The organism is Mycolicibacterium chengduense, from assembly GCF_033741155.1.
Lineage (GTDB): Bacteria > Actinomycetota > Actinomycetes > Mycobacteriales > Mycobacteriaceae > Mycobacterium.
Genome location: NZ_JAWQNH010000008.1, coordinates 76,282 through 93,902, shown reverse-complemented (window position 1 = coordinate 93,902; position 17,621 = coordinate 76,282). Strand labels below are relative to the sequence as shown.

The window sequence follows — 17,621 nt, the reverse complement described above, 5'->3', positions numbered from 1 at the left end:
TGTTGCGAGACTAACAGTCTCGTTTCTCTGTGGGAGGGTGTTTCGAGCATGGCGGCCGAATCGGATCCGCGGCCGGCCCGATCCCGGGCGCGGCTGCTCGATGCTGCGACGGCGCTACTGCGATCGGGTGGCCCGAGCGCGGTGACCGTCGATGCCGTGCTGCGCGGCGCGAACGTCGCCAGGGCCACGCTGTACCGGCACTTCGCCAGTGGTAACGACTTGCTGGCCGCGGCTTTTCACGCGCTGATCCCACCGGCGCCGGAACCGCCGCCGGACGGTCCGTTGCGGGAACGGTTGACGGCCCTGGTGCAGGCGCAGGCCGCGCTGATCGCGGAGGCACCGGTCGCGGTGGCGGCCATGTCCTGGCTGGCGCTGGGTGGCGATATGACCGAGGTGCCCTGGCAGGGCACCTCGGGGCACTCGAGCAGCCCCGAGGTGCAGACGCTGCGCGAGCGGGTCGCCGAGCAGTACGCCGCCCCGTTGGAGTCCGTGCTGAGCAGTCCCGACGCGGTGGCCGTGCTCGGTGACGTGGACCGGACCAGGGCCGCGGCGCTCCTGCTGGGCCCCGTCGTGCTCGGCAAGCTGAGCACGCTGCCCGACTTCGACTACGCAGAGATCGCGCGGGCGGCTGTCGACGGATTCCTGGCCACCCACGCGATCAACGCAACGCGTACCGAATCGGCAGGTGCTTGAGCCCTCCCACGAACACGGTGCGGGAAAGCTCTGGGGTTCCGGCCAGTTCGATGGCGTCCAGGCGGGGGATGAGTTCGCCGAACAGGCTGGTCATCTCCATCCGCGCCAGCGCGGCGCCCAGGCAGAAGTGCACACCGTAACCGAAGGCCAGATGCTTGTTGGGGTCGCGGCCGACGTCGAACCGGAACGGATCGGTGAACACGTCCTCGTCGCGGTTGCCCGACACGTAAGCCAGGTACACCGATTCCCCCTTGGCGATCGGGACGCCGCGCACCTCCGTGTCGGCGGTGGCGGTGCGCATGAACTCCTTGACCGGCGTGGTCCAGCGGATCATCTCCTCGACCGCGGTGCCCAGAAGCTCCGGGTGTGCCCGCAGCCGGTCCAGCTCACCGGGATTCTCGATGAGGGCGTGCAGGCCGCCGGAGATGGCGTCCTTGGTGGTGTCATGTCCGGCGCTGGCCACGATCACGTAGTACGAGGCGGTATCGACATCGGAGAGCGGCTGGCCGTCGATGGTGCCGTTGGCGATCGCCGATGCCAGGTCGTCGGTCGGCTGGGCCCGACGCGAGGCGGTCAGGGCAGAGAAATAGGAGAAGAAGTCCAGTAACACCTCCAGACCGTCCTCCAGCGACTTGCCGCGCTGGTACTCGGCGTCGTCACCGCCGAACATCTCCTGGGTGAGCATGTGCATCCGGCCGAAATCGGATTCGGGCAGGCCCAGCAGCGACATGATCACGTACAGCGGGAAATTCACCGCGATCTCGGTGACGAAATCGCATTCGGGGCCGATCTCGCGCATCCGGTCCACATACCGCTTGGCCAGCTCGTCGACGCGCACCTTGAGGTCGCGCATGGCTTTGGGCCGGAACCAGTCCGCCCCGATGGCACGCACCTTGCGATGGTGCGGGTCGTCCATGTGGATCAGCGTGCGCAGCCCCATGCCGGCCGCCAGCTGCGCCTTGGCCATATCGTCGGCCTCGGCGGTGGCCAGCAGCGGACGCGGCTCGCTGATGAACAGGTCGTTGTCGCGTTCGACGGCCATGATGTCGGCGTGCTTGGTGATCGCCCAGAACGGACGGTACGGCCGGGCGTCGACCCAGGACACCGGTTGCTCGGCGCGTAACCGGCGCAGGGCGGCATGCAACCGCGGCTCGTCGGCGTAGGCACCGGGATCGGCCAGCACGCGATTGTCGGGGCTTACCGGTCGGTCGGTGATCGGGGTGCTCATCGGCGGCTCCTTGCGGTCGACTTGACGGGTGTCAGGTTTCCGGTCGGTCTCAGTGTCGACGATGTGCGCCGTCGCGCGGGCGGCTTTGCGCCGATCGGCTGCCGTAGGCTCGCAGATCATGCTGTCCGGTCCGGTTCGGCGCCGCGTGTCCGGCACCGTCACTCGCTTGTTGGCCCTCCTGGCCGTCGCCGTCCTGGTGTTGGGCGGCTGCGCACGCGGCGCCGGTCAGGTCGCCGACACCAGCCCGGTGCCCACTCCCGATCCACACCTGGACAACGGCGTCGTGCACCTCGGCGACGGGCAACTGCAGGGCGCGGTTGCCTCCGGTTACGTTCTGTTCCAAGGCATTCCGTACGCGGCGCCGCCGGTGGGGGAGCTGCGTTGGCAGCCGCCCGCGCCGGTCCGGCCGTGGAGCGGAGTGCGCGACGCGACGCTGCCGCCCGCCCGGTGTGTGCAGGACACCTCCCGCGATCCCGGCTGGGGGCACAAGACCGCGGAGGACTGTCTGACGCTGAACGTCTGGGTTCCGTCCGGCGCGGTGGGGCTACCGGTCATGTTCTGGATCCACGGTGGCGCCTTCCTCAACGGCAGCGGTGACCTGTACGGATCGCGATGGCTGGCCACCAAGGGCCGGGTCATCGTGGTCTCCATCAACTACCGGCTCGGTGCGCCCGGGTTTCTGGCCCACCCCGGGGTGGGGGACGGCAACTACGGGCTGGCCGATCAACAGGCCGCGCTGCGCTGGGTGCACGACAACATCGGTGCCTTCGGCGGTGACCCGGGCAAGGTGACCATCGCCGGGGAATCGGCCGGCGCGATGTCGGTGTGCGATCACCTGGTCGCACCCGGGTCGGCCGGCTTGTTCCGGGCCGCGATAATCCAGAGCGGTCCGTGCCAGGCCCAGGCCGATCTGGCCACCGCCCGCCGGGAGAGTCTGCGTTACGCCGCTCGGGTGGGCTGCGCCGACCCGGCCGATGCCGCGCGGTGCCTGCGGGCGCTGCCCGCGGCCAAGCTCGACCAGCCGCCGTGGTTCTACCGGATCGGCAATGACTGGCTGACCGGCCCGGCGACGGGAACGCCGGTGCTGCCCGGCGACCCGGTCGCGCTGATCCGAGACGGCAAGGCCGCCCGGGTGCCGGTGTTGGTCGGCACCAACCGTGACGAGTTCACCCTGTTCGTCGCGTTGCAGTATCTGCGCACCCGGCATGTGTCGACACCGGCCGACTATCCGGGCCTGCTGACGGACACCTTCGGTGCCGCCGGCCCCGCCGTCGGCCAGCGTTATCCGCTGGCCCGGTTCGGCGGCAATACGTCGCTGGCGTATGCCGCCGCCGTCACCGACGGGGTGTTCGCCTGCGTCGCGCACCGGATGGCCACCGACCTGTCGGGGGCGGCGCCGGTCTTCGGGTACGAATTCGACGACCCCGCTCCGCCCACTCCGGACCCGTTGCGGCAGTTGCCTTTTCCGGTGCGGGCCAGTCACTCGTTGGAGCTGCGGTACCTGTTCGAAATCGGCGGTGCGCCGCCGCTGAATGCCGCCCAGCAGCGGCTGTCCGACCAGATGCTGTCGTACTGGACGCAGTTCATCACCACCGGTGTCCCCGCCGCGCCCGGCGGGCCCGTCTGGCCGCCGGTCAACGAGGGGTCCGACCCGTGGATGCAACTGCGACCCGACGGCAGCCGGATGGTCACCGACTTCGCCGCCGCGCACCAATGCCCGTTCTGGGCCGGGCTGAAAGGCTGAGACATGGGCGGCACGGCCGGCATGGAGGGCGCGGACGACTTCGCGCAGGTCTGGGTGGACGCCTGGAACGCCCACGATGTCGAGGCGGTGCTCGCGCACTTTCGCGACGACGTGGTGTTCACCTCACCGGTGGCCGAACGGGTGGTGCCCGGCAGCGGGGGAGTGGTGCGCGGCAAGACCGCCCTACGCGACTATTGGACCCGCGCCCTGGCGCAGCTGCCGGACCTGCATTTCGAGGTCGTCGCCGTCTATCGCGGCGTCTCGAGCATCGTCATCAACTACCGCAACCACCGCGGCCGGCTGGTCAACGAGGTGCTGATCTTCGACGGCGACCTGGTGCGTGAGGGGCACGGCACCTATCTGGACTGACCGCCGGCCTGCGGCGTCACCCAGGTGGTGATCTCGGCGTGCACCACCTCGGTGCCGTCGCGGTCGGTGATGCGTACCGGCACCACCAGCTCGGTGCCTTCGGTGATGGCGGCGAAATCCGGCACGTCGAAGTGTGCGACCGCACGCAGCGAGCTGGTGGCCTTGGCCAGGTACTGCACGGTCATCGCCTTGGGGATCCAGCGGTGGGTGGTGGGCACGGTGGCCTCCATGGCCATACCCATCGCCACCTCGGCCGCGTTGCACGACGCGATCGCGTGCACGGTGTGCAGGTGGTTGTAGACGAAGAACCACTTGGGTACGGCCACCTCGGCGCGGCCCGGCTCCATTCGCAGGACATGCGGCAGCACCGACGCGAAGTACGGGACGCGCAGCATCGCCGCCGCCGAGAAGATGCGGGTGCCTCCGGGCCGCCCGGACAGCTGCTGCCAGGCGCGATACGTAGGGCTCAAAGCCGTCATATGAAGACCTTACTGTGCAGTAAGATAGGGCCATCGCCCGAGGCTGAGGCCAGGAACACGATGTGGTTCACGAGGGGTCCTGGCTTCAGCCTCGCCGGCAGCGCCGATGGCGGTAGCGGCCGGTCGGGCCGGGATTTGGAGGACGCCCCGATCTGGGGCATACTGTTCGGGTTGCCTTGAGCCGGGTTCTGCCCGCCAGGGCATCCGACCCGCGCTCGTATGGGCGCACCCGGTCCCCACCTCGATCGTGACCTTGAATTCAGGCGCGGGCGAGTGTGCGTGAGGGCGACACACCCGAGCGCGGGGGTCGGTGAACCAGAGACAGGTAAACAGCGGCGGCATAGCCAGCGTCACGCACATGTGCGTGACGCACGAACACAGAGGTTTCTTCGCGCCCAGGCGCGAAAAGCCCGTAGTAGTGAGGTAGGAGAAGCGTGGCGGGACAGAAGATCCGCATCAGGCTCAAGGCCTACGACCATGAGGCGATTGACGCCTCGGCGCGCAAGATCGTCGAGACGGTCACCCGTACGGGCGCCAGCGTGGTCGGCCCGGTGCCGCTGCCGACCGAGAAGAACGTGTATTGCGTCATCCGGTCCCCCCATAAGTACAAGGACTCGCGGGAGCATTTCGAGATGCGTACCCACAAGCGCCTTATCGACATTCTCGACCCGACGCCGAAGACCGTCGACGCCTTGATGCGTATCGACCTGCCGGCCAGCGTCGACGTCAACATCCAATAGGCATCCCAGGAGAATCCAGAGAAATGGCTAGAAAAGGCATTCTGGGCACCAAGCTGGGCATGACGCAGGTGTTCGACGAGAACAACAAAGTCGTCCCGGTGACGGTCGTCAAGGCCGGACCCAATGTGGTGACCCGCATCCGCACCCCCGAGCGCGACGGTTACAGCGCCGTGCAGCTCGCCTACGGCGAGATCAGCCCGCGCAAGGTCAACAAGCCGGTCACCGGTCAGTTCGCCGCCGCGGGCGTCAACCCGCGCCGGCACCTGGCCGAGCTGCGGCTCGATGACGAGTCTGCTGCCGCCGAGTACGAGGTCGGCCAGGAGCTGACCGCCGAGATCTTCGCCGACGGCGCGTACGTCGACGTGACCGGCACCAGCAAGGGCAAGGGCTTCGCCGGCACGATGAAGCGGCACGGTTTCGCCGGCCAGGGCGCCGCGCACGGTGCTCAGGCCGTGCACCGCCGTCCCGGTTCGATCGGTGGCTGCGCCACCCCGGGCCGTGTTTTCAAGGGCACCCGGATGTCGGGTCGGATGGGTAACGACCGCGTGACCACCCAGAACCTGAAGGTGCACAAGGTCGACGCCGAGAACGGCGTGCTGTTGATCAAGGGTGCCGTCCCCGGACGCACCGGTGGACTGGTCGTGGTCCGCACCGCGATCAAACGAGGTGAGAAGTAATGACTTCTTTGAAGATTGACGTCCACACCCCGGACGGCAAGAAGGACGGCTCCGTCGAGCTTCCGGCCGCGCTCTTCGATGCGCCGGCCAACATCGCGCTGCTGCACCAGGTGGTCAACGCCCAGCTGGCGGCCGCCCGTCAGGGCACGCACTCGGCCAAGACCCGCGGTGAGGTGTCCGGCGGTGGCAAGAAGCCGTACCGCCAGAAGGGCACCGGCCGCGCCCGTCAGGGCTCGACCCGCGCACCGCAGTTCACCGGTGGTGGCGCGGTGCACGCCCCGAAGCCGCGTGACTACAGCCAGCGCACGCCCAAGAAGATGATCGCCGCCGCCCTGCGCGGGGCGCTCTCGGACCGGGCCCGCAACGAGCGGATCCACGCCGTCACCGAACTGGTGGCCGGCCAGACGCCGTCGACCAAGAGCGCCAAGGGTTTCCTCGGCTCGCTCACCGATCGCAAGCGCGTCCTGGTGGTCATCGGCCGTGCCGACGAGGTCGGTGCCAAGAGTGTGCGCAACCTTCCGGGTGTGCACGTGCTCTCGCCCGATCAGCTCAACACGTACGACGTGCTGCATGCCGATGACATCGTGTTCTCGGTCGAGGCGCTCAACGCCTACATCGCCGCGCACACCAAGGACGCGAAGGACCAGAAAGAGGAGGTGTCGGCCTGATGGCAACCGTGACTGACCCCCGCGACATCATCCTGGCCCCGGTCATCTCGGAGAAGTCCTACGGACTGATCGAGGACAACGTGTACACGTTCGTGGTGCACCCGGATTCGAACAAGACGCAGATCAAGATCGCCATCGAGAAGATCTTCTCCGTCAAGGTCGATTCGGTGAACACCGCCAACCGGCAGGGCAAGCGCAAGCGCACCCGCACCGGCTACGGCCAGCGCAAGAGCACCAAGCGCGCGATCGTGACCCTGGCGCCGGGCAGCAAGCCGATCGACCTGTTCGGAGCCCCGGCGTAGTCCGGGAGAGAGATTTAGAGACATGGGAATTCGCAAGTACAAGCCGACGACCCCGGGTCGTCGCGGTTCGAGCGTCTCCGACTTCGCCGAGATCACTCGTTCCACTCCGGAGAAGTCGCTCATCCGCCCGCTGCACGGCACCGGTGGCCGTAACGCCCACGGCCGCATCACCACGCGGCACAAGGGTGGCGGCCACAAGCGCGCCTACCGCGTCATCGACTTCCGTCGTAACGACAAGGACGGCGTCAACGCCAAGGTCGCGCACATCGAGTACGACCCCAACCGCACCGCGAACATCGCGCTGCTGCACTTCCTGGACGGCGAGAAGCGCTACATCATCGCGCCGCAGGGACTGAAGCAGGGCGACATCATCGAGTCGGGCGCCAACGCCGATATCAAGCCGGGTAACAACCTGCCGCTGCGCAACATCCCAGCCGGTACCGTCATCCACGCCGTGGAGCTGCGGCCCGGCGGCGGTGCGAAGCTGGCCCGCTCGGCCGGTGTCAGCATCCAGCTGCTCGGCAAGGAAGGCACCTACGCCTCGCTGCGTATGCCCTCCGGTGAGATCCGTCGCGTCGACGTGCGCTGCCGCGCCACCGTCGGCGAGGTGGGCAACGCCGAGCAGGCGAACATCAACTGGGGCAAGGCCGGCCGTATGCGGTGGAAGGGCAAGCGCCCCACCGTCCGTGGTGTCGTGATGAACCCGGTCGACCACCCGCACGGTGGTGGTGAGGGTAAGACCTCCGGTGGTCGTCACCCGGTGAGCCCGTGGGGCAAGCCCGAGGGCCGCACTCGCAAGCCGAACAAGGCCAGCGACAAGCTCATCGTCCGTCGCCGGCGCACCGGCAAGAAGCGCTAGGAGTAAATAGCGATGCCACGCAGCCTGAAGAAGGGCCCGTTCGTCGACGACCATCTGCTCAAGAAGGTCGACGTCCAGAACGAGAAGAACACCAAGCAGGTCATCAAGACCTGGTCGCGCCGGTCCACCATCATCCCGGACTTCATCGGCCACACCTTCGCCGTCCACGACGGCCGCAAGCACGTGCCGGTGTTCGTCACCGAGGCGATGGTCGGGCACAAGCTCGGCGAATTTGCCCCGACCCGCACGTTCAAGGGTCACATCAAGGACGACCGGAAAGCGAAGCGGCGGTAGGCCATGACTACGACGACTGAATACCCGTCCGCGAAAGCGGTGGCGCGTTTCGTGCCGTTCTCGCCGACCAAGGCGCGCCGGGTCATCGACCTGGTCCGCGGCAAGTCCGTGACCGAGGCGCTCGACATCCTGCGCTGGGCTCCCCAGGACGCCAGCGTGACCGTCGCCAAGGTGATCGCCAGTGCGGCCGCCAACGCGCAGAACAACGACGGCCTGGACCCGGCGACCCTGGTGGTCGCCACCATCCACGCCGACGGTGGCCCGACCGCCAAGCGCATCCGTCCGCGCGCCCAGGGGCGCGCCTTCCGGATTCGCAAGCGCACCAGCCACATCACCGTGATCGTGGAGAGCCGGCCGCCGCGCAACGGCAGCGAGAAGGGTGCTGCCGGTTCCACCGCGCGTACCCGTCGCGCACAGGGCAGCAAGGCTGCTGCTGCGAAGGCCACCGATTCGAAGGAGGGCTCGGAGTAGTGGGCCAGAAGATCAACCCGCACGGCTTCCGCCTCGGCATCACCACCGAGTGGAAGTCCCGCTGGTACGCCGACAAGCAGTACGCGGACTACGTCAAGGAAGACGTCGCGATCCGCCGCCTGCTGGCCACCGGCCTGGAGCGTGCCGGCATCGCCGACGTGGAGATCGAGCGCACCCGTGACCGGGTCCGCGTGGATATCCACACCGCGCGTCCCGGCATCGTGATCGGCCGCCGCGGCACCGAGGCCGACCGCATCCGCGCCGACCTGGAGAAGCTGACCGGCAAGCAGGTCCAGCTGAACATCCTCGAGGTGAAGCAGCCGGAGGCGGTCGCGCAGCTGGTGGCCCAGGGTGTCGCCGAGCAGCTGAGCAACCGCGTGGCCTTCCGCCGGGCGATGCGCAAGGCGATCCAGTCGGCCATGCGTCAGCCCAACGTCAAGGGCATCCGGGTGCAGTGCTCCGGCCGCCTCGGCGGTGCGGAGATGAGCCGCTCGGAGTTCTACCGCGAAGGTCGCGTCCCGCTGCACACGCTGCGCGCGGACATCGACTACGGCCTCTACGAGGCGAAGACCACCTTCGGCCGGATCGGCGTGAAGGTGTGGATCTACAAGGGCGACATCGTCGGTGGCAAGCGTGAGCTGACCGCCGCCGCGCCGGCCGCCGACCGGCCGCGCCGGGACCGTCCGTCGGGCACCCGCCCGCGCCGCAGCGGTGCGTCGGGGACCACGGCGACGAGCACCGACGCCGGCCGCGCCGCCAACGAGGGTGCAGCGGAAGCCACCGAGGCCCCCGCTGAGAGCACGGAGAACTAATCATGTTGATTCCCCGCAAGGTCAAGCACCGCAAGCAGCACCACCCGGAGCAGCGTGGCATCGCCAGCGGCGGCACCTCGGTCAGCTTCGGTGACTACGGCATCCAGGCACTGGAGCACGCCTACATCACCAACCGGCAGATCGAGTCGGCCCGTATCGCCATCAACCGGCACATCAAGCGTGGCGGCAAGGTGTGGATCAACATCTTCCCGGACCGCCCGCTGACCAAGAAGCCCGCCGAAACCCGCATGGGTTCGGGTAAGGGTTCGCCGGAATGGTGGGTCGCCAACGTCAAGCCCGGACGCGTGCTGTTCGAGCTGAGCTACCCGGACGAGAAGATCGCCAGGGACGCGCTGACCCGCGCCATCCACAAGCTGCCGATCAAGGCACGCATCGTGACACGAGAGGAGCAGTTCTGATGGCAGTTGGAGTTACGCCGGGCGAACTGCGTGAGCTGACCGACGAGGAGCTCGTCACTCGTCTGCGCGAGTCGAAGGAAGAGCTGTTCAACCTGCGCTTCCAGATGGCGACGGGGCAGCTGGCCAACAACCGGCGGCTGCGTGTCGTCCGCCAGGAGATCGCACGGGTCTACACCGTGCTGCGTGAACGTGAACTGGGTCTGGCCGCCGGACCCGTCGGTGAGGATTCGTAAAAATGGCAGACGCAACCAAGAAAGAGGCCGGCGCCAAGCACACGCCGGCCACCGAGCAGCCGCGCGGCCGTCGTAAGACCGCCATCGGCTACGTGGTCAGCGACAAGATGGAGAAGACCATCGTCGTCGAGCTGGAGTCGCGCAAGAGCCACCCGCTCTACGGCAAGATCATCCGGACCACCAGCAAGGTCAAGGCGCACGACGAGAACGGTGATGCCGGTGTCGGCGACCGCGTCTCGCTGATGGAGACCCGGCCGCTGTCGGCCACCAAGCGGTGGCGGCTGGTCGAGGTGCTCGAGCGCGCCAAGTAGCCACACTGCGCGAGCAGACATGAATGTCCCCCAGGACCGACCCGGTTCTGGGGGACATTTGCGTCCGGCGGCCGACGAGCTGATCGCGGTATACGACGCGGCCGGTGTCGTCATCGGTGCGGCCCCGCGATCACGGGTGTACGCCGAGGGGCTGTGGCACGCCAGTGCGGGCGTGCTGGTCCGGTCGCTCGACGGGCGCCGGCTTTACGTGCACCGGCGGACCGACAACAAGTCGGTGTTCGCCGGGATGCACGACTGTCTGGCCGGGGGAGTTGTGGGGCCCGGCGAGCGACCGCGCGAGGCCGCCGCCCGCGAGCTCGGTGAGGAACTCGGTATCACCGGGGTGCCGCTCACCGACGTGGCGGCCGTGGCCTGGGACGGGCAATGGGCCGGCAGGCCGATGCGGTGTCACCTGTTCGCCTACCAGGTGCGTTCCGACGGGCCTGTCCGGCATCAGCCAGAAGAGGTAGCCGAGGGCTGGTGGTGGACCGATGCGCAGCTGCGCGACCGGTTGGCCGACCCAACTTGGCCCTTCGTGCCGGATACCCGAATCCTGTTGCCGAACTTGCTGATCGGTTGAGCTGATCGCGACGTCAGCTGCCGCCACGCCCGCCCGGGCGAGACGAGTTCGACGACTTGCCAGTCAAACGACGCCGCACCGCATATCGTTTGCCCGATGGTGCGGCGAATCTGCGCGATTCTCGGGACACTGGCCGCTGTCGCGGTCATGCTCATGGCGCCTGTTCCCGCCGACGTTCGCGCGGCGCCGGATCAGCCGTGGCTGGCCGATTCACCGACGCTTGCCCTCACCGACCTCGGCCTGGACTCAGACCTGTTGTTCTATGGGCAGATCGGCACGTCCACTCTGACCATCCCGGTGCCCGCGGGGATGACACCCACCTCGCTCAACATCACCGCCGAACTGCCCGTCTATGTGCGTAGCGCCGATGTCACGGTGAGCCAAGACAATCGGGTGCTGGCCCGGGTGCAGGTGCCCGCGCAGCGTGGACCGGTCGTCATACCGTTGGCCGGCGTCGAGGTCGTCGACAACGCGATCACGGTGTTGCTGCGCAGTTACCTCCTACCGCTGGACGGATACTGCCTCGACCCGACGAATCCGTTGCGGCTCACCAATGTCACGGTGACCTACGCCGGAGTGGAACAAGCGCCGACGGTGGTCGCGGATTTCCTGCCCCCGGTGTTACGCAAATTGGTGATCTATGTCGGCGCGCAGCCATCGCTCACCGAAGCCGATGCAGCCGTTGCGCTGGCCACCGCCGTCGTCGCGCGGTACGGCAAGCAGTACCCGGCCGTCGAGATGGTGCCGCTGCCCGCGCCGGCCGGCCGCACTCCCGGCAGCGGCAGTGCGCTCGAGCGGCACATCGTCGTCTCCGAGGGCCCCGATGCAGGCGTGTCGCTCTCCGGGTCCGCCGGCCTGCCCGCCCTGCTCATCACCGGGCCGTCGGACGCCCTGATCAACCAGGTCAGGCTCATCACCAGCGGACTGGCCCGCTACGCAGTCACGTCCAAAGCTGTTGTGGGGCCGCTGAATGCGGTCCCGCAGTTGCCAGGTGACGAGACCACCATCCGTAAGCTGGGCCAGCCAGGCGTCAACGCGGTGGCGCTGAATCCGCAGGTCGGGATCACGCTGGACCAGACGCGGTTGGGACGGTCGGCGCACAACATCCGGGTCCATCTGCAGGGCTCGTACACCCCGCTGCCGGACAGCATCGGCGGACAGGTCGTCGCATCGATCGCCGGCGAGACGATCGCTCGGTGGCCGGCCGACGCCAGCGGCGCGATCGATCGCTGGGTGGACGTGCCGGACCGGTTGATGCAGCGCTTCACCACGCTGAACGTGCAGGTGAACATCTCCGGTAACACCGGACGATGTGGCGAGTTCCAGCCCGTCACGCTGACCATCGACGGTGCGAGCACCGTGCTGAGCGAGCTCGCGAAACCGCCCGTACCGGCCGGCTTCCAGTCGTTGCCCCAGGCGTTGATGCCCAAGGTCGAGATCGGTGTCAACGACCATGTCTTCGCCGACACGGTGCGGGCGGTGCAGATCATGACCGGGTTGCAACGCCTCAGCAGCCTGCCGATCGACACCACGGTCGTCCCCTTGGACAAGGCCATCGCATCACCCAATCCCGCCGTGCTCATCTCACCGGACAAGTGGGACCATCCCGAGATGCCACTGCCCGTGATGGTGCCGGACGCGGTCCCGATGACGGTCAACGCGTTCCACGACGGCGATGCCACCACCCTCACGCTGGAGCCCGGCTTGAAGTTCGCCTCACTGCAGACGGCGTTCGTCGGTGGCCGATCGGTACTCGTCGCCACGTCCAACGGGGCGTCGGGCCAACTGGACGAACTCCTGAGCTGGCTGAGCGCCGACGAGCGGCGCTGGTCGATCATCGACGGGGTGGCTGTGGTGTCGGCGGCGGGCCGGGCGCCCGTCACCGTGACTGCGGCGGACACCACCGGGCAGCCGGATCCGTCCACCGGGCCGTCGTCGGCCACGAAATGGTGGTGGGCCGGTGGCGTGCTGTTGGCGGCGGTCGCGGTGTTGACGGTCTGGGTGCGGATCCGGGAACGGCGCCGCGCCAAGGACGGCTGAGATGACGGCCGGCACCGAGATACCGGGACAGGTGCGGTGGTCGTTGCGCAACCGGTCGGTACAGAACCTGCACCCGGTGACGCGCATGGTGCTGCGGTGGGGCTTCATCGCGATCACCACCGTGGCGGCATTCCATCGCTCGCTGGCCAGCGCGTGGGCGACCACGGTCGGTGGCGGTATCGGGGGTTATGTCTGGTTGGTGCCCATCTCGGCACTGTTGGCTGCCATCGGAATTGCACGGCGGCACCGCACCGAATTGCCCATCCACGACCGGCAGACCGACATCATCGTCGCGACAATGGGTTTGGTGATGGCCCTGCTCGTGAACGGGGTGCTCCTGCAGCGCTACAGCCTGTACTTCCATCTGTTGCGGCTGGACCTGGTGGCGATGTGGCTGTTCGTCGTCAGCGCCAGTGTCGCGTTGTTCGGCTTGCGCCCGGTGATCCGGTTCGGCTGGGCCTGGCTCGTCCTGTTCATGGTGTTCCCGCTGCCGTACTACGTCACCGTGATCCTGTTGGGCGGCAATCGGTTGGCTGCCGGTGTGGGCACCATGGTGATCGGCGCGGCTGCCGCCGCCACCGCCGTCGGGCGCAAGGTCAGTCGCGGGATGGTGGGGTCCAATCTGGCCTGGCTGGTCGGTCTGGCGGTGCTCGGCTTGCTGACGGTGTTCTGGCCGGACGCGAATGTACTTGTATACCAGTACGTTCCCGCGCTCACCTCGATCTGTGTGGTCGGGGCGGTGATGTTTCTGGCAGCCCGCCGGGGGCAATCCAAACGGGTGCTCGATCGGAAGATCGGACCCCTTGCCGCGCGGCAGATCTGGTCGGCTGTGCCGTTGGTCGTGCTGATCGCCATCCCGCTGTCCCTCGTCCGGCTGCCCGATATCGGACTGTCCACGCCGGCCCGGGTCGAGGCGATGACCTTCGACACGCCGCCGAGCGCCCCACCGGGCTGGCGGATCGTCGAAACTCAGCGCTACGACTGGGTGAGCCGCTTCTACGGTCACGGCGCGTATCTCACCCGGCAGAAGATGGTGGCCGAGACCGGGAACCCAGCCTACGACAAGTTTTCGCGACCGCGGACGGTCATGGTCGACAGCATCACCACCCTGCGGCCGTTCGCGCTGGACGTCTATCCGAGTCGGATGCTGTACCGGGTCAGCGGGATCCGACTCAGCGGACTGCGCCCGGTGGATCTCGGCTACGGGGTGCACGCCGATCTCTTCTCGGTGATCGACGACAGCCTGCTGGTTACCTGGGATGGCCTGCAGTGGACGTGGACCAACGGGGCCGTGAGCCGGCGGATCCTGGTGGCTGCGGTGGACAATCACGAGGATTGGGCCCCCTTCCCGCAACCCACCGGTGGCGTGGCCCCGACGCTGAACTCGTTGTTCACCGTGCTGTTCCGCGGGAACTCGGCCGAGGCCGCCGACGATCCGAACATCAAGGACGACGACCTGCTCACCGATTTCGGCCACGCTCTGGTTCGCGCGCAGCTGGAGCCGCTGGCGGTGGCGCCGTGACCGTCGACCTCCCGCTGCCCACCGACGCCAGGCTGACCGACGAACAGCGCGCCTACGCCCTCGACCGCGCCATCAACGCGCTGCGCGAGGACCATCCGATGCAGTCGGCGTCCCGAGCGGTCTGGGGCTGGCAGAAACCCACCCTGCTCACCCTGCTGGGCGTCACGCTGACGTGTGCCGTGCTGTTCCCGATGCACACGGCGGTCGCCCTGATCGGGCTGTGCACCTTCGGCTACGTCCTGACGATGACCGACCGGGTGCTGATCTTCCGGGAAGGCCTGGCGTCGCGGCCGATCACCATCGGCGATGAGCAGGCGCGCGCCATCTCTGATGCCGACCTGCCCAGTTACACCATTCTGGTGCCGGCCTACAACGAGCCTGAGGTCGTCGGTGACCTGATCGGGGCGATGGCAGCGCTGGAGTACCCGCGCGACAAGCTGCAGGTGCTGCTGCTGTTGGAAGCCGACGACGACGTCACCATCGCCGCCGCCCGGGCCTGCGGTGAATCGGAGATCATCAGCATCGTACTGGTCCCGCCGGCCGAGCCGCGGACCAAACCCAAGGCATGCAACTACGGCCTGTACTTCGCGACCGGCCAGATCGTCACCATCTACGACGCCGAGGATCTGCCCGAACCGCTGCAGCTGCGCCGAGTGGCGGCCGCCTTCGCCGCCCTGCCCGACAACATCGCCTGTGTCCAGGCGAAATTGGAGTATCACAACGGGCATCAGAACATCCTCACCGGATGGTTCACCGCCGAGTACGGGTTGTGGTTCGGCTACCTGTTGCCCGGCATGATGCGCAGCACGTCACCGATTCCGTTGGGCGGCACCTCGAATCATCTGCGTCGTGACATCCTGGATCAGATCGGGGCCTGGGATCCGTTCAATGTCACCGAGGACGCCGACCTCGGCCTGCGCATCGACGCATCGGGGTATCACACCGCCGTGATCGACTCCGCCACGCAAGAGGAGGCCAATTCCGACCCGATCAACTGGATCAGGCAGCGATCGCGTTGGTACAAGGGCTATTTGCAGACGTGGCTGGTGCATATCCGCCAACCACTGCGGTTGTACCGGATCCTCGGCCCGCGTAGCTTCCTGCGGTTCAACCTCGTGCTGGCCGGCACCCCGATCATCGCGGTGCTCAACCTGGTGTTCTGGCTCATCACCGTGCTGTGGTTCCTGGGCCAGCCTGCGGTTGTCGGGGCGGTGTTCCCGCCCATCGTGTACTTCCCGGCGCTGATCGCGCTGGTGCTCGGCAACGCGGCCACCATTTACATGAACCTCGTCGCCCTGCGTGAGGATGACCGGTCGGACCTGCTGGTCCCCGCGGTGACGGTCCCGGCGTTCTGGCTGATGATGAGCATCGCCGCCGCCAAGGGGGTGTATCAGATCATCCGAAATCCGTCGTACTGGGAGAAGACGTTCCACGGTCTGGCCGCGAAACCGGACGCCGACCCGGAGCCGGCCGCGTGAGCCGGCCCCGGTTGTCGGACCACCAGTGCAGATGGCTGGCCTACGTGATGGCTCTGGCGGCCTACCTGGCGGTCGGGTACTGGCTGCAGGTGCGGCACGGTTTCATCCTCGGTGACGCGCTGTCGCGGGTGCAGGCGGCCGAAAGCGTGCTCCACAGCCGGGATCCGCACCTGGCCGCCATCGGGTTCATCTTCACGCCACTCACCGCGATGGTGGAGATACCCGCGATGGTGCTGGCCCCGTGGTGGCCGGACCTGACCGCGCGGGCGTACGCCGGCACCATCATGTCGGCGATCTTCATGGCCGGCGCGGTGGTGCAGATCTTCTCGACGGGCAGTGACCGCGGCCTGCCGCGCGGCTATGTCGTGGCCATCACGGCGCTGTTCGCGCTGAACCCGATGATCGTCTTCTACGGCTCGAACGGGATGAGTGAAGCGCCGTTCATCTTCTTCCTGACCTGGGCGGTGCGTCGCCTCATCCTGTGGATGACCGATGACGATGTGCACCATCTGATCGCGGCGGGCGGTATCGCGATGGGGCTGGCCTATCTCACCAGGTACGACGCGGTGGGCACCGTCGCCGCCGCCGGTGTGCTGGTCGGCGTGACGACGTATCTGCGGGCCCGCCGGGCACCCCGCGTCCGACGCGCGGTGTTGGACGTGATGTTGGTCAGCCTGCCCGGGTTTGTCGCCTTCGTCGGCTGGGCCGCCACCAGCTGGCTCATCACCGGGAACGCCTTCGCGCAATTCAGCTCCCAGTACGGAAACTCCGCCATCCTCAAACAGTCCGGCGGGGCCGCGGCCACCAGCTTCGGAGGCGGCGTCGCGTTCGCGGCGATCTGCATCACGCTGTTGGCGCCCACCCTGCTGCCCATCGCCGCCTGGGCCGGTCTGTCGCGGGCGCGTGGCCCCCGGAGCGGCGTGCTCGCGGTGCCCGTGCTGATGTACACGGCGGTGCTGGCTTTCCAGACCTACACCTTCGCCAGCGGCGCCACCTTTCCGTTCCTGCGCTTCTACATCGTCGCGATCCCGTTCGCGGCGACCCTGGCGCTGCTGGCCGTCCCGGACGGCAAACTGGCCGAACCCAAACGGCGCGGTAAGAACTCGCCGCCGGTCGCGGTCGGCCCGCAGGGCGGTCGCCGCTTCGGGTACGTCGCCGTCGTCGCGATGGCCGCCGTCGCGGTGCCGGTGACCGGGTGGGGGATGATGTTGCCCCACTACGCGCCCCAGGAGTACGCGTTGGGCACGGTGTTGCGTCCCGAACCGGATTCGGTGAGCCCGCAGAAGGCGGTGGAGCGACGCATCGTCGCCACCTTCTCCACCGAGCGCGAGATTGCCCGTTACCTCGACGACCTTGCCCTGCCGGACAGTTCGGTGATCACCGACACGGTGTACGGCTTCGCGGTGGTCGTCGCATCGCAGAATCCGCGGATCTTCGTGGTGCCGTCCGATCCCGACTTCGTCCGCCTGCTCAACGACCCGTCGGCGCACGGCATCAAATACCTGTTGGCGGTTCCGCCGACCGGCCGCGGGGCTTCCGATGCGCTCAACCAGCGCTTCTCGACGCTCTACGAGACGGGCGCCGACGTGGCGACGCTGGAGCTGGAGATTCCCAACGACGGCGACAGCCAACCGGATTGGCGGTTGTACCGGGTGAACGAACCGGCCGACCCGATGGCCTGACGAATTCGGGTGTCGCCGGC

At 67.8% G+C, this 17,621-nt stretch carries 21 protein-coding genes; 19 read left to right on the top strand and 2 right to left on the bottom strand.

What is annotated here, in order from left to right; translation table 11 throughout:
* Positions 1 to 48: 48 nt before the first annotated feature.
* Positions 49 to 693: a TetR/AcrR family transcriptional regulator gene (locus SBI67_RS26425; RefSeq protein WP_318983422.1), complete on the top strand. Its 645-nt coding sequence runs from the start codon at positions 49 to 51 to the stop codon at positions 691 to 693.
* Here SBI67_RS26425 and SBI67_RS26420 read toward each other — a convergent pair.
* Positions 659 to 1,921, bottom strand: coding sequence for a cytochrome P450 (locus SBI67_RS26420; RefSeq protein ID WP_318983421.1), 1,263 nt, complete (start codon positions 1,919 to 1,921; stop codon positions 659 to 661). The genes SBI67_RS26425 and SBI67_RS26420 overlap by 35 nt on opposite strands.
* A gap of 118 nt (positions 1,922 to 2,039) precedes the next feature.
* Between SBI67_RS26420 and SBI67_RS26415 the strand changes: the two genes are divergently transcribed.
* Both SBI67_RS26415 and SBI67_RS26410 read left to right on the top strand, forming a co-directional pair.
* Positions 2,040 to 3,665, top strand: coding sequence for a carboxylesterase/lipase family protein (locus SBI67_RS26415; RefSeq protein ID WP_318983420.1), 1,626 nt, complete (start codon positions 2,040 to 2,042; stop codon positions 3,663 to 3,665).
* A gap of 3 nt (positions 3,666 to 3,668) precedes the next feature.
* Positions 3,669 to 4,034 (top strand): YybH family protein, encoded by a 366-nt coding sequence (locus tag SBI67_RS26410; RefSeq protein ID WP_318983419.1) that lies wholly within the window; start codon positions 3,669 to 3,671, stop codon positions 4,032 to 4,034.
* Here the strand turns inward: SBI67_RS26410 and SBI67_RS26405 are convergent.
* Positions 4,022 to 4,513 carry a hotdog fold domain-containing protein gene (locus tag SBI67_RS26405; protein WP_318983418.1) on the bottom strand — a complete coding sequence of 164 codons (492 nt, stop codon included), beginning with the start codon at positions 4,511 to 4,513 and terminating at the stop codon, positions 4,022 to 4,024. The genes SBI67_RS26410 and SBI67_RS26405 overlap by 13 nt on opposite strands.
* Positions 4,514 to 4,947: 434 nt before the next feature.
* On the opposite strand from SBI67_RS26405, the gene rpsJ reads away from it, so the two are divergent.
* From rpsJ to SBI67_RS26325, 16 genes are all read left to right on the top strand, one after another.
* On the top strand, positions 4,948 to 5,253 hold the full coding sequence (gene rpsJ / locus SBI67_RS26400; RefSeq protein ID WP_003883485.1) for a 30S ribosomal protein S10: 306 nt from the start codon (positions 4,948 to 4,950) through the stop codon (positions 5,251 to 5,253).
* A gap of 23 nt (positions 5,254 to 5,276) precedes the next feature.
* On the top strand, positions 5,277 to 5,930 hold the full coding sequence (rplC, locus tag SBI67_RS26395; protein ID WP_266046633.1) for a 50S ribosomal protein L3: 654 nt from the start codon (positions 5,277 to 5,279) through the stop codon (positions 5,928 to 5,930).
* Positions 5,930 to 6,598: a 50S ribosomal protein L4 gene (gene rplD / locus SBI67_RS26390; RefSeq protein WP_318983417.1), complete on the top strand. Its 669-nt coding sequence runs from the start codon at positions 5,930 to 5,932 to the stop codon at positions 6,596 to 6,598. The genes rplC and rplD overlap by 1 nt, the downstream gene beginning before the upstream one ends.
* A complete protein-coding gene (gene rplW, locus SBI67_RS26385) occupies positions 6,598 to 6,900 on the top strand; it encodes a 50S ribosomal protein L23 (protein WP_024453869.1) in 303 nt (100 codons plus the stop codon). The genes rplD and rplW overlap by 1 nt, the downstream gene beginning before the upstream one ends.
* Positions 6,901 to 6,922: 22 nt before the next feature.
* Positions 6,923 to 7,759, top strand: coding sequence for a 50S ribosomal protein L2 (gene rplB / locus SBI67_RS26380; protein WP_318983416.1), 837 nt, complete (start codon positions 6,923 to 6,925; stop codon positions 7,757 to 7,759).
* A 12-nt stretch (positions 7,760 to 7,771) separates the two neighbouring features.
* Positions 7,772 to 8,053 (top strand): 30S ribosomal protein S19, encoded by a 282-nt coding sequence (gene rpsS, locus SBI67_RS26375; RefSeq protein ID WP_010908582.1) that lies wholly within the window; start codon positions 7,772 to 7,774, stop codon positions 8,051 to 8,053.
* A 3-nt stretch (positions 8,054 to 8,056) separates the two neighbouring features.
* A complete protein-coding gene (rplV, locus tag SBI67_RS26370; RefSeq protein ID WP_318983415.1) occupies positions 8,057 to 8,524 on the top strand; it encodes a 50S ribosomal protein L22 in 468 nt (155 codons plus the stop codon).
* The gene (gene rpsC, locus SBI67_RS26365; RefSeq protein ID WP_318983414.1) at positions 8,524 to 9,336 is read left to right on the top strand and encodes a 30S ribosomal protein S3; all 813 of its coding nucleotides are present in this window, start codon (positions 8,524 to 8,526) and stop codon (positions 9,334 to 9,336) included. Before rplV ends, rpsC begins: the two co-directional genes overlap by 1 nt.
* A 2-nt stretch (positions 9,337 to 9,338) precedes the next feature.
* Positions 9,339 to 9,755 (top strand): 50S ribosomal protein L16, encoded by a 417-nt coding sequence (gene rplP, locus SBI67_RS26360; RefSeq protein WP_024453873.1) that lies wholly within the window; start codon positions 9,339 to 9,341, stop codon positions 9,753 to 9,755.
* Positions 9,755 to 9,988 (top strand): 50S ribosomal protein L29, encoded by a 234-nt coding sequence (gene rpmC, locus SBI67_RS26355; RefSeq protein WP_266046628.1) that lies wholly within the window; start codon positions 9,755 to 9,757, stop codon positions 9,986 to 9,988. The genes rplP and rpmC overlap by 1 nt, the downstream gene beginning before the upstream one ends.
* Before the next feature lie 2 nt (positions 9,989 to 9,990).
* Positions 9,991 to 10,299 carry a 30S ribosomal protein S17 gene (gene rpsQ / locus SBI67_RS26350; RefSeq protein WP_318983413.1) on the top strand — a complete coding sequence of 103 codons (309 nt, stop codon included), beginning with the start codon at positions 9,991 to 9,993 and terminating at the stop codon, positions 10,297 to 10,299.
* Between the two features lie 19 nt (positions 10,300 to 10,318).
* The gene (locus SBI67_RS26345; RefSeq protein ID WP_318983412.1) at positions 10,319 to 10,879 is read left to right on the top strand and encodes an NUDIX hydrolase; all 561 of its coding nucleotides are present in this window, start codon (positions 10,319 to 10,321) and stop codon (positions 10,877 to 10,879) included.
* A 96-nt stretch (positions 10,880 to 10,975) separates the two neighbouring features.
* Positions 10,976 to 12,919, top strand: coding sequence for a hypothetical protein (locus tag SBI67_RS26340; protein WP_318983411.1), 1,944 nt, complete (start codon positions 10,976 to 10,978; stop codon positions 12,917 to 12,919).
* A gap of 1 nt (position 12,920) precedes the next feature.
* The gene (locus SBI67_RS26335; protein ID WP_318983410.1) at positions 12,921 to 14,441 is read left to right on the top strand and encodes a hypothetical protein; all 1,521 of its coding nucleotides are present in this window, start codon (positions 12,921 to 12,923) and stop codon (positions 14,439 to 14,441) included.
* Positions 14,438 to 15,919, top strand: coding sequence for a glycosyltransferase (locus SBI67_RS26330; RefSeq protein ID WP_318983409.1), 1,482 nt, complete (start codon positions 14,438 to 14,440; stop codon positions 15,917 to 15,919). Before SBI67_RS26335 ends, SBI67_RS26330 begins: the two co-directional genes overlap by 4 nt.
* Positions 15,920 to 15,966: 47 nt before the next feature.
* Positions 15,967 to 17,601, top strand: coding sequence for a glycosyltransferase family protein (locus tag SBI67_RS26325; protein WP_413232572.1), 1,635 nt, complete (start codon positions 15,967 to 15,969; stop codon positions 17,599 to 17,601).
* The last annotated feature ends 20 nt before the right edge of the window (positions 17,602 to 17,621 follow it).

What these genes read in the sequence shown, in the direction of transcription:
- rplP (WP_024453873.1), top strand. Translation starts at nt 9,339, where the DNA reads ATGTTGATTCCCCGCAAGGTCAAGCACCGCAAGCAGCACCACCCGGAG.
- rpsS (WP_010908582.1), top strand. Translation starts at nt 7,772, where the DNA reads ATGCCACGCAGCCTGAAGAAGGGCCCGTTCGTCGACGACCATCTGCTC.
- SBI67_RS26405 (WP_318983418.1), bottom strand. Translation starts at nt 4,513, where the DNA reads ATGACGGCTTTGAGCCCTACGTATCGCGCCTGGCAGCAGCTGTCCGGG.
- rplD (WP_318983417.1), top strand. Translation starts at nt 5,930, where the DNA reads ATGACTTCTTTGAAGATTGACGTCCACACCCCGGACGGCAAGAAGGAC.
- SBI67_RS26420 (WP_318983421.1), bottom strand. Translation starts at nt 1,921, where the DNA reads ATGAGCACCCCGATCACCGACCGACCGGTAAGCCCCGACAATCGCGTG.
- SBI67_RS26325 (WP_413232572.1), top strand. Translation starts at nt 15,967, where the DNA reads ATGGCTCTGGCGGCCTACCTGGCGGTCGGGTACTGGCTGCAGGTGCGG.
- rpsQ (WP_318983413.1), top strand. Translation starts at nt 9,991, where the DNA reads ATGGCAGACGCAACCAAGAAAGAGGCCGGCGCCAAGCACACGCCGGCC.
- SBI67_RS26425 (WP_318983422.1), top strand. Translation starts at nt 49, where the DNA reads ATGGCGGCCGAATCGGATCCGCGGCCGGCCCGATCCCGGGCGCGGCTG.
- rplC (WP_266046633.1), top strand. Translation starts at nt 5,277, where the DNA reads ATGGCTAGAAAAGGCATTCTGGGCACCAAGCTGGGCATGACGCAGGTG.
- rplB (WP_318983416.1), top strand. Translation starts at nt 6,923, where the DNA reads ATGGGAATTCGCAAGTACAAGCCGACGACCCCGGGTCGTCGCGGTTCG.
- rplW (WP_024453869.1), top strand. Translation starts at nt 6,598, where the DNA reads ATGGCAACCGTGACTGACCCCCGCGACATCATCCTGGCCCCGGTCATC.
- SBI67_RS26345 (WP_318983412.1), top strand. Translation starts at nt 10,319, where the DNA reads ATGAATGTCCCCCAGGACCGACCCGGTTCTGGGGGACATTTGCGTCCG.
- SBI67_RS26410 (WP_318983419.1), top strand. Translation starts at nt 3,669, where the DNA reads ATGGGCGGCACGGCCGGCATGGAGGGCGCGGACGACTTCGCGCAGGTC.
- rplV (WP_318983415.1), top strand. Translation starts at nt 8,057, where the DNA reads ATGACTACGACGACTGAATACCCGTCCGCGAAAGCGGTGGCGCGTTTC.
- SBI67_RS26340 (WP_318983411.1), top strand. Translation starts at nt 10,976, where the DNA reads ATGGTGCGGCGAATCTGCGCGATTCTCGGGACACTGGCCGCTGTCGCG.
- rpmC (WP_266046628.1), top strand. Translation starts at nt 9,755, where the DNA reads ATGGCAGTTGGAGTTACGCCGGGCGAACTGCGTGAGCTGACCGACGAG.
- SBI67_RS26415 (WP_318983420.1), top strand. Translation starts at nt 2,040, where the DNA reads ATGCTGTCCGGTCCGGTTCGGCGCCGCGTGTCCGGCACCGTCACTCGC.
- SBI67_RS26335 (WP_318983410.1), top strand. Translation starts at nt 12,921, where the DNA reads ATGACGGCCGGCACCGAGATACCGGGACAGGTGCGGTGGTCGTTGCGC.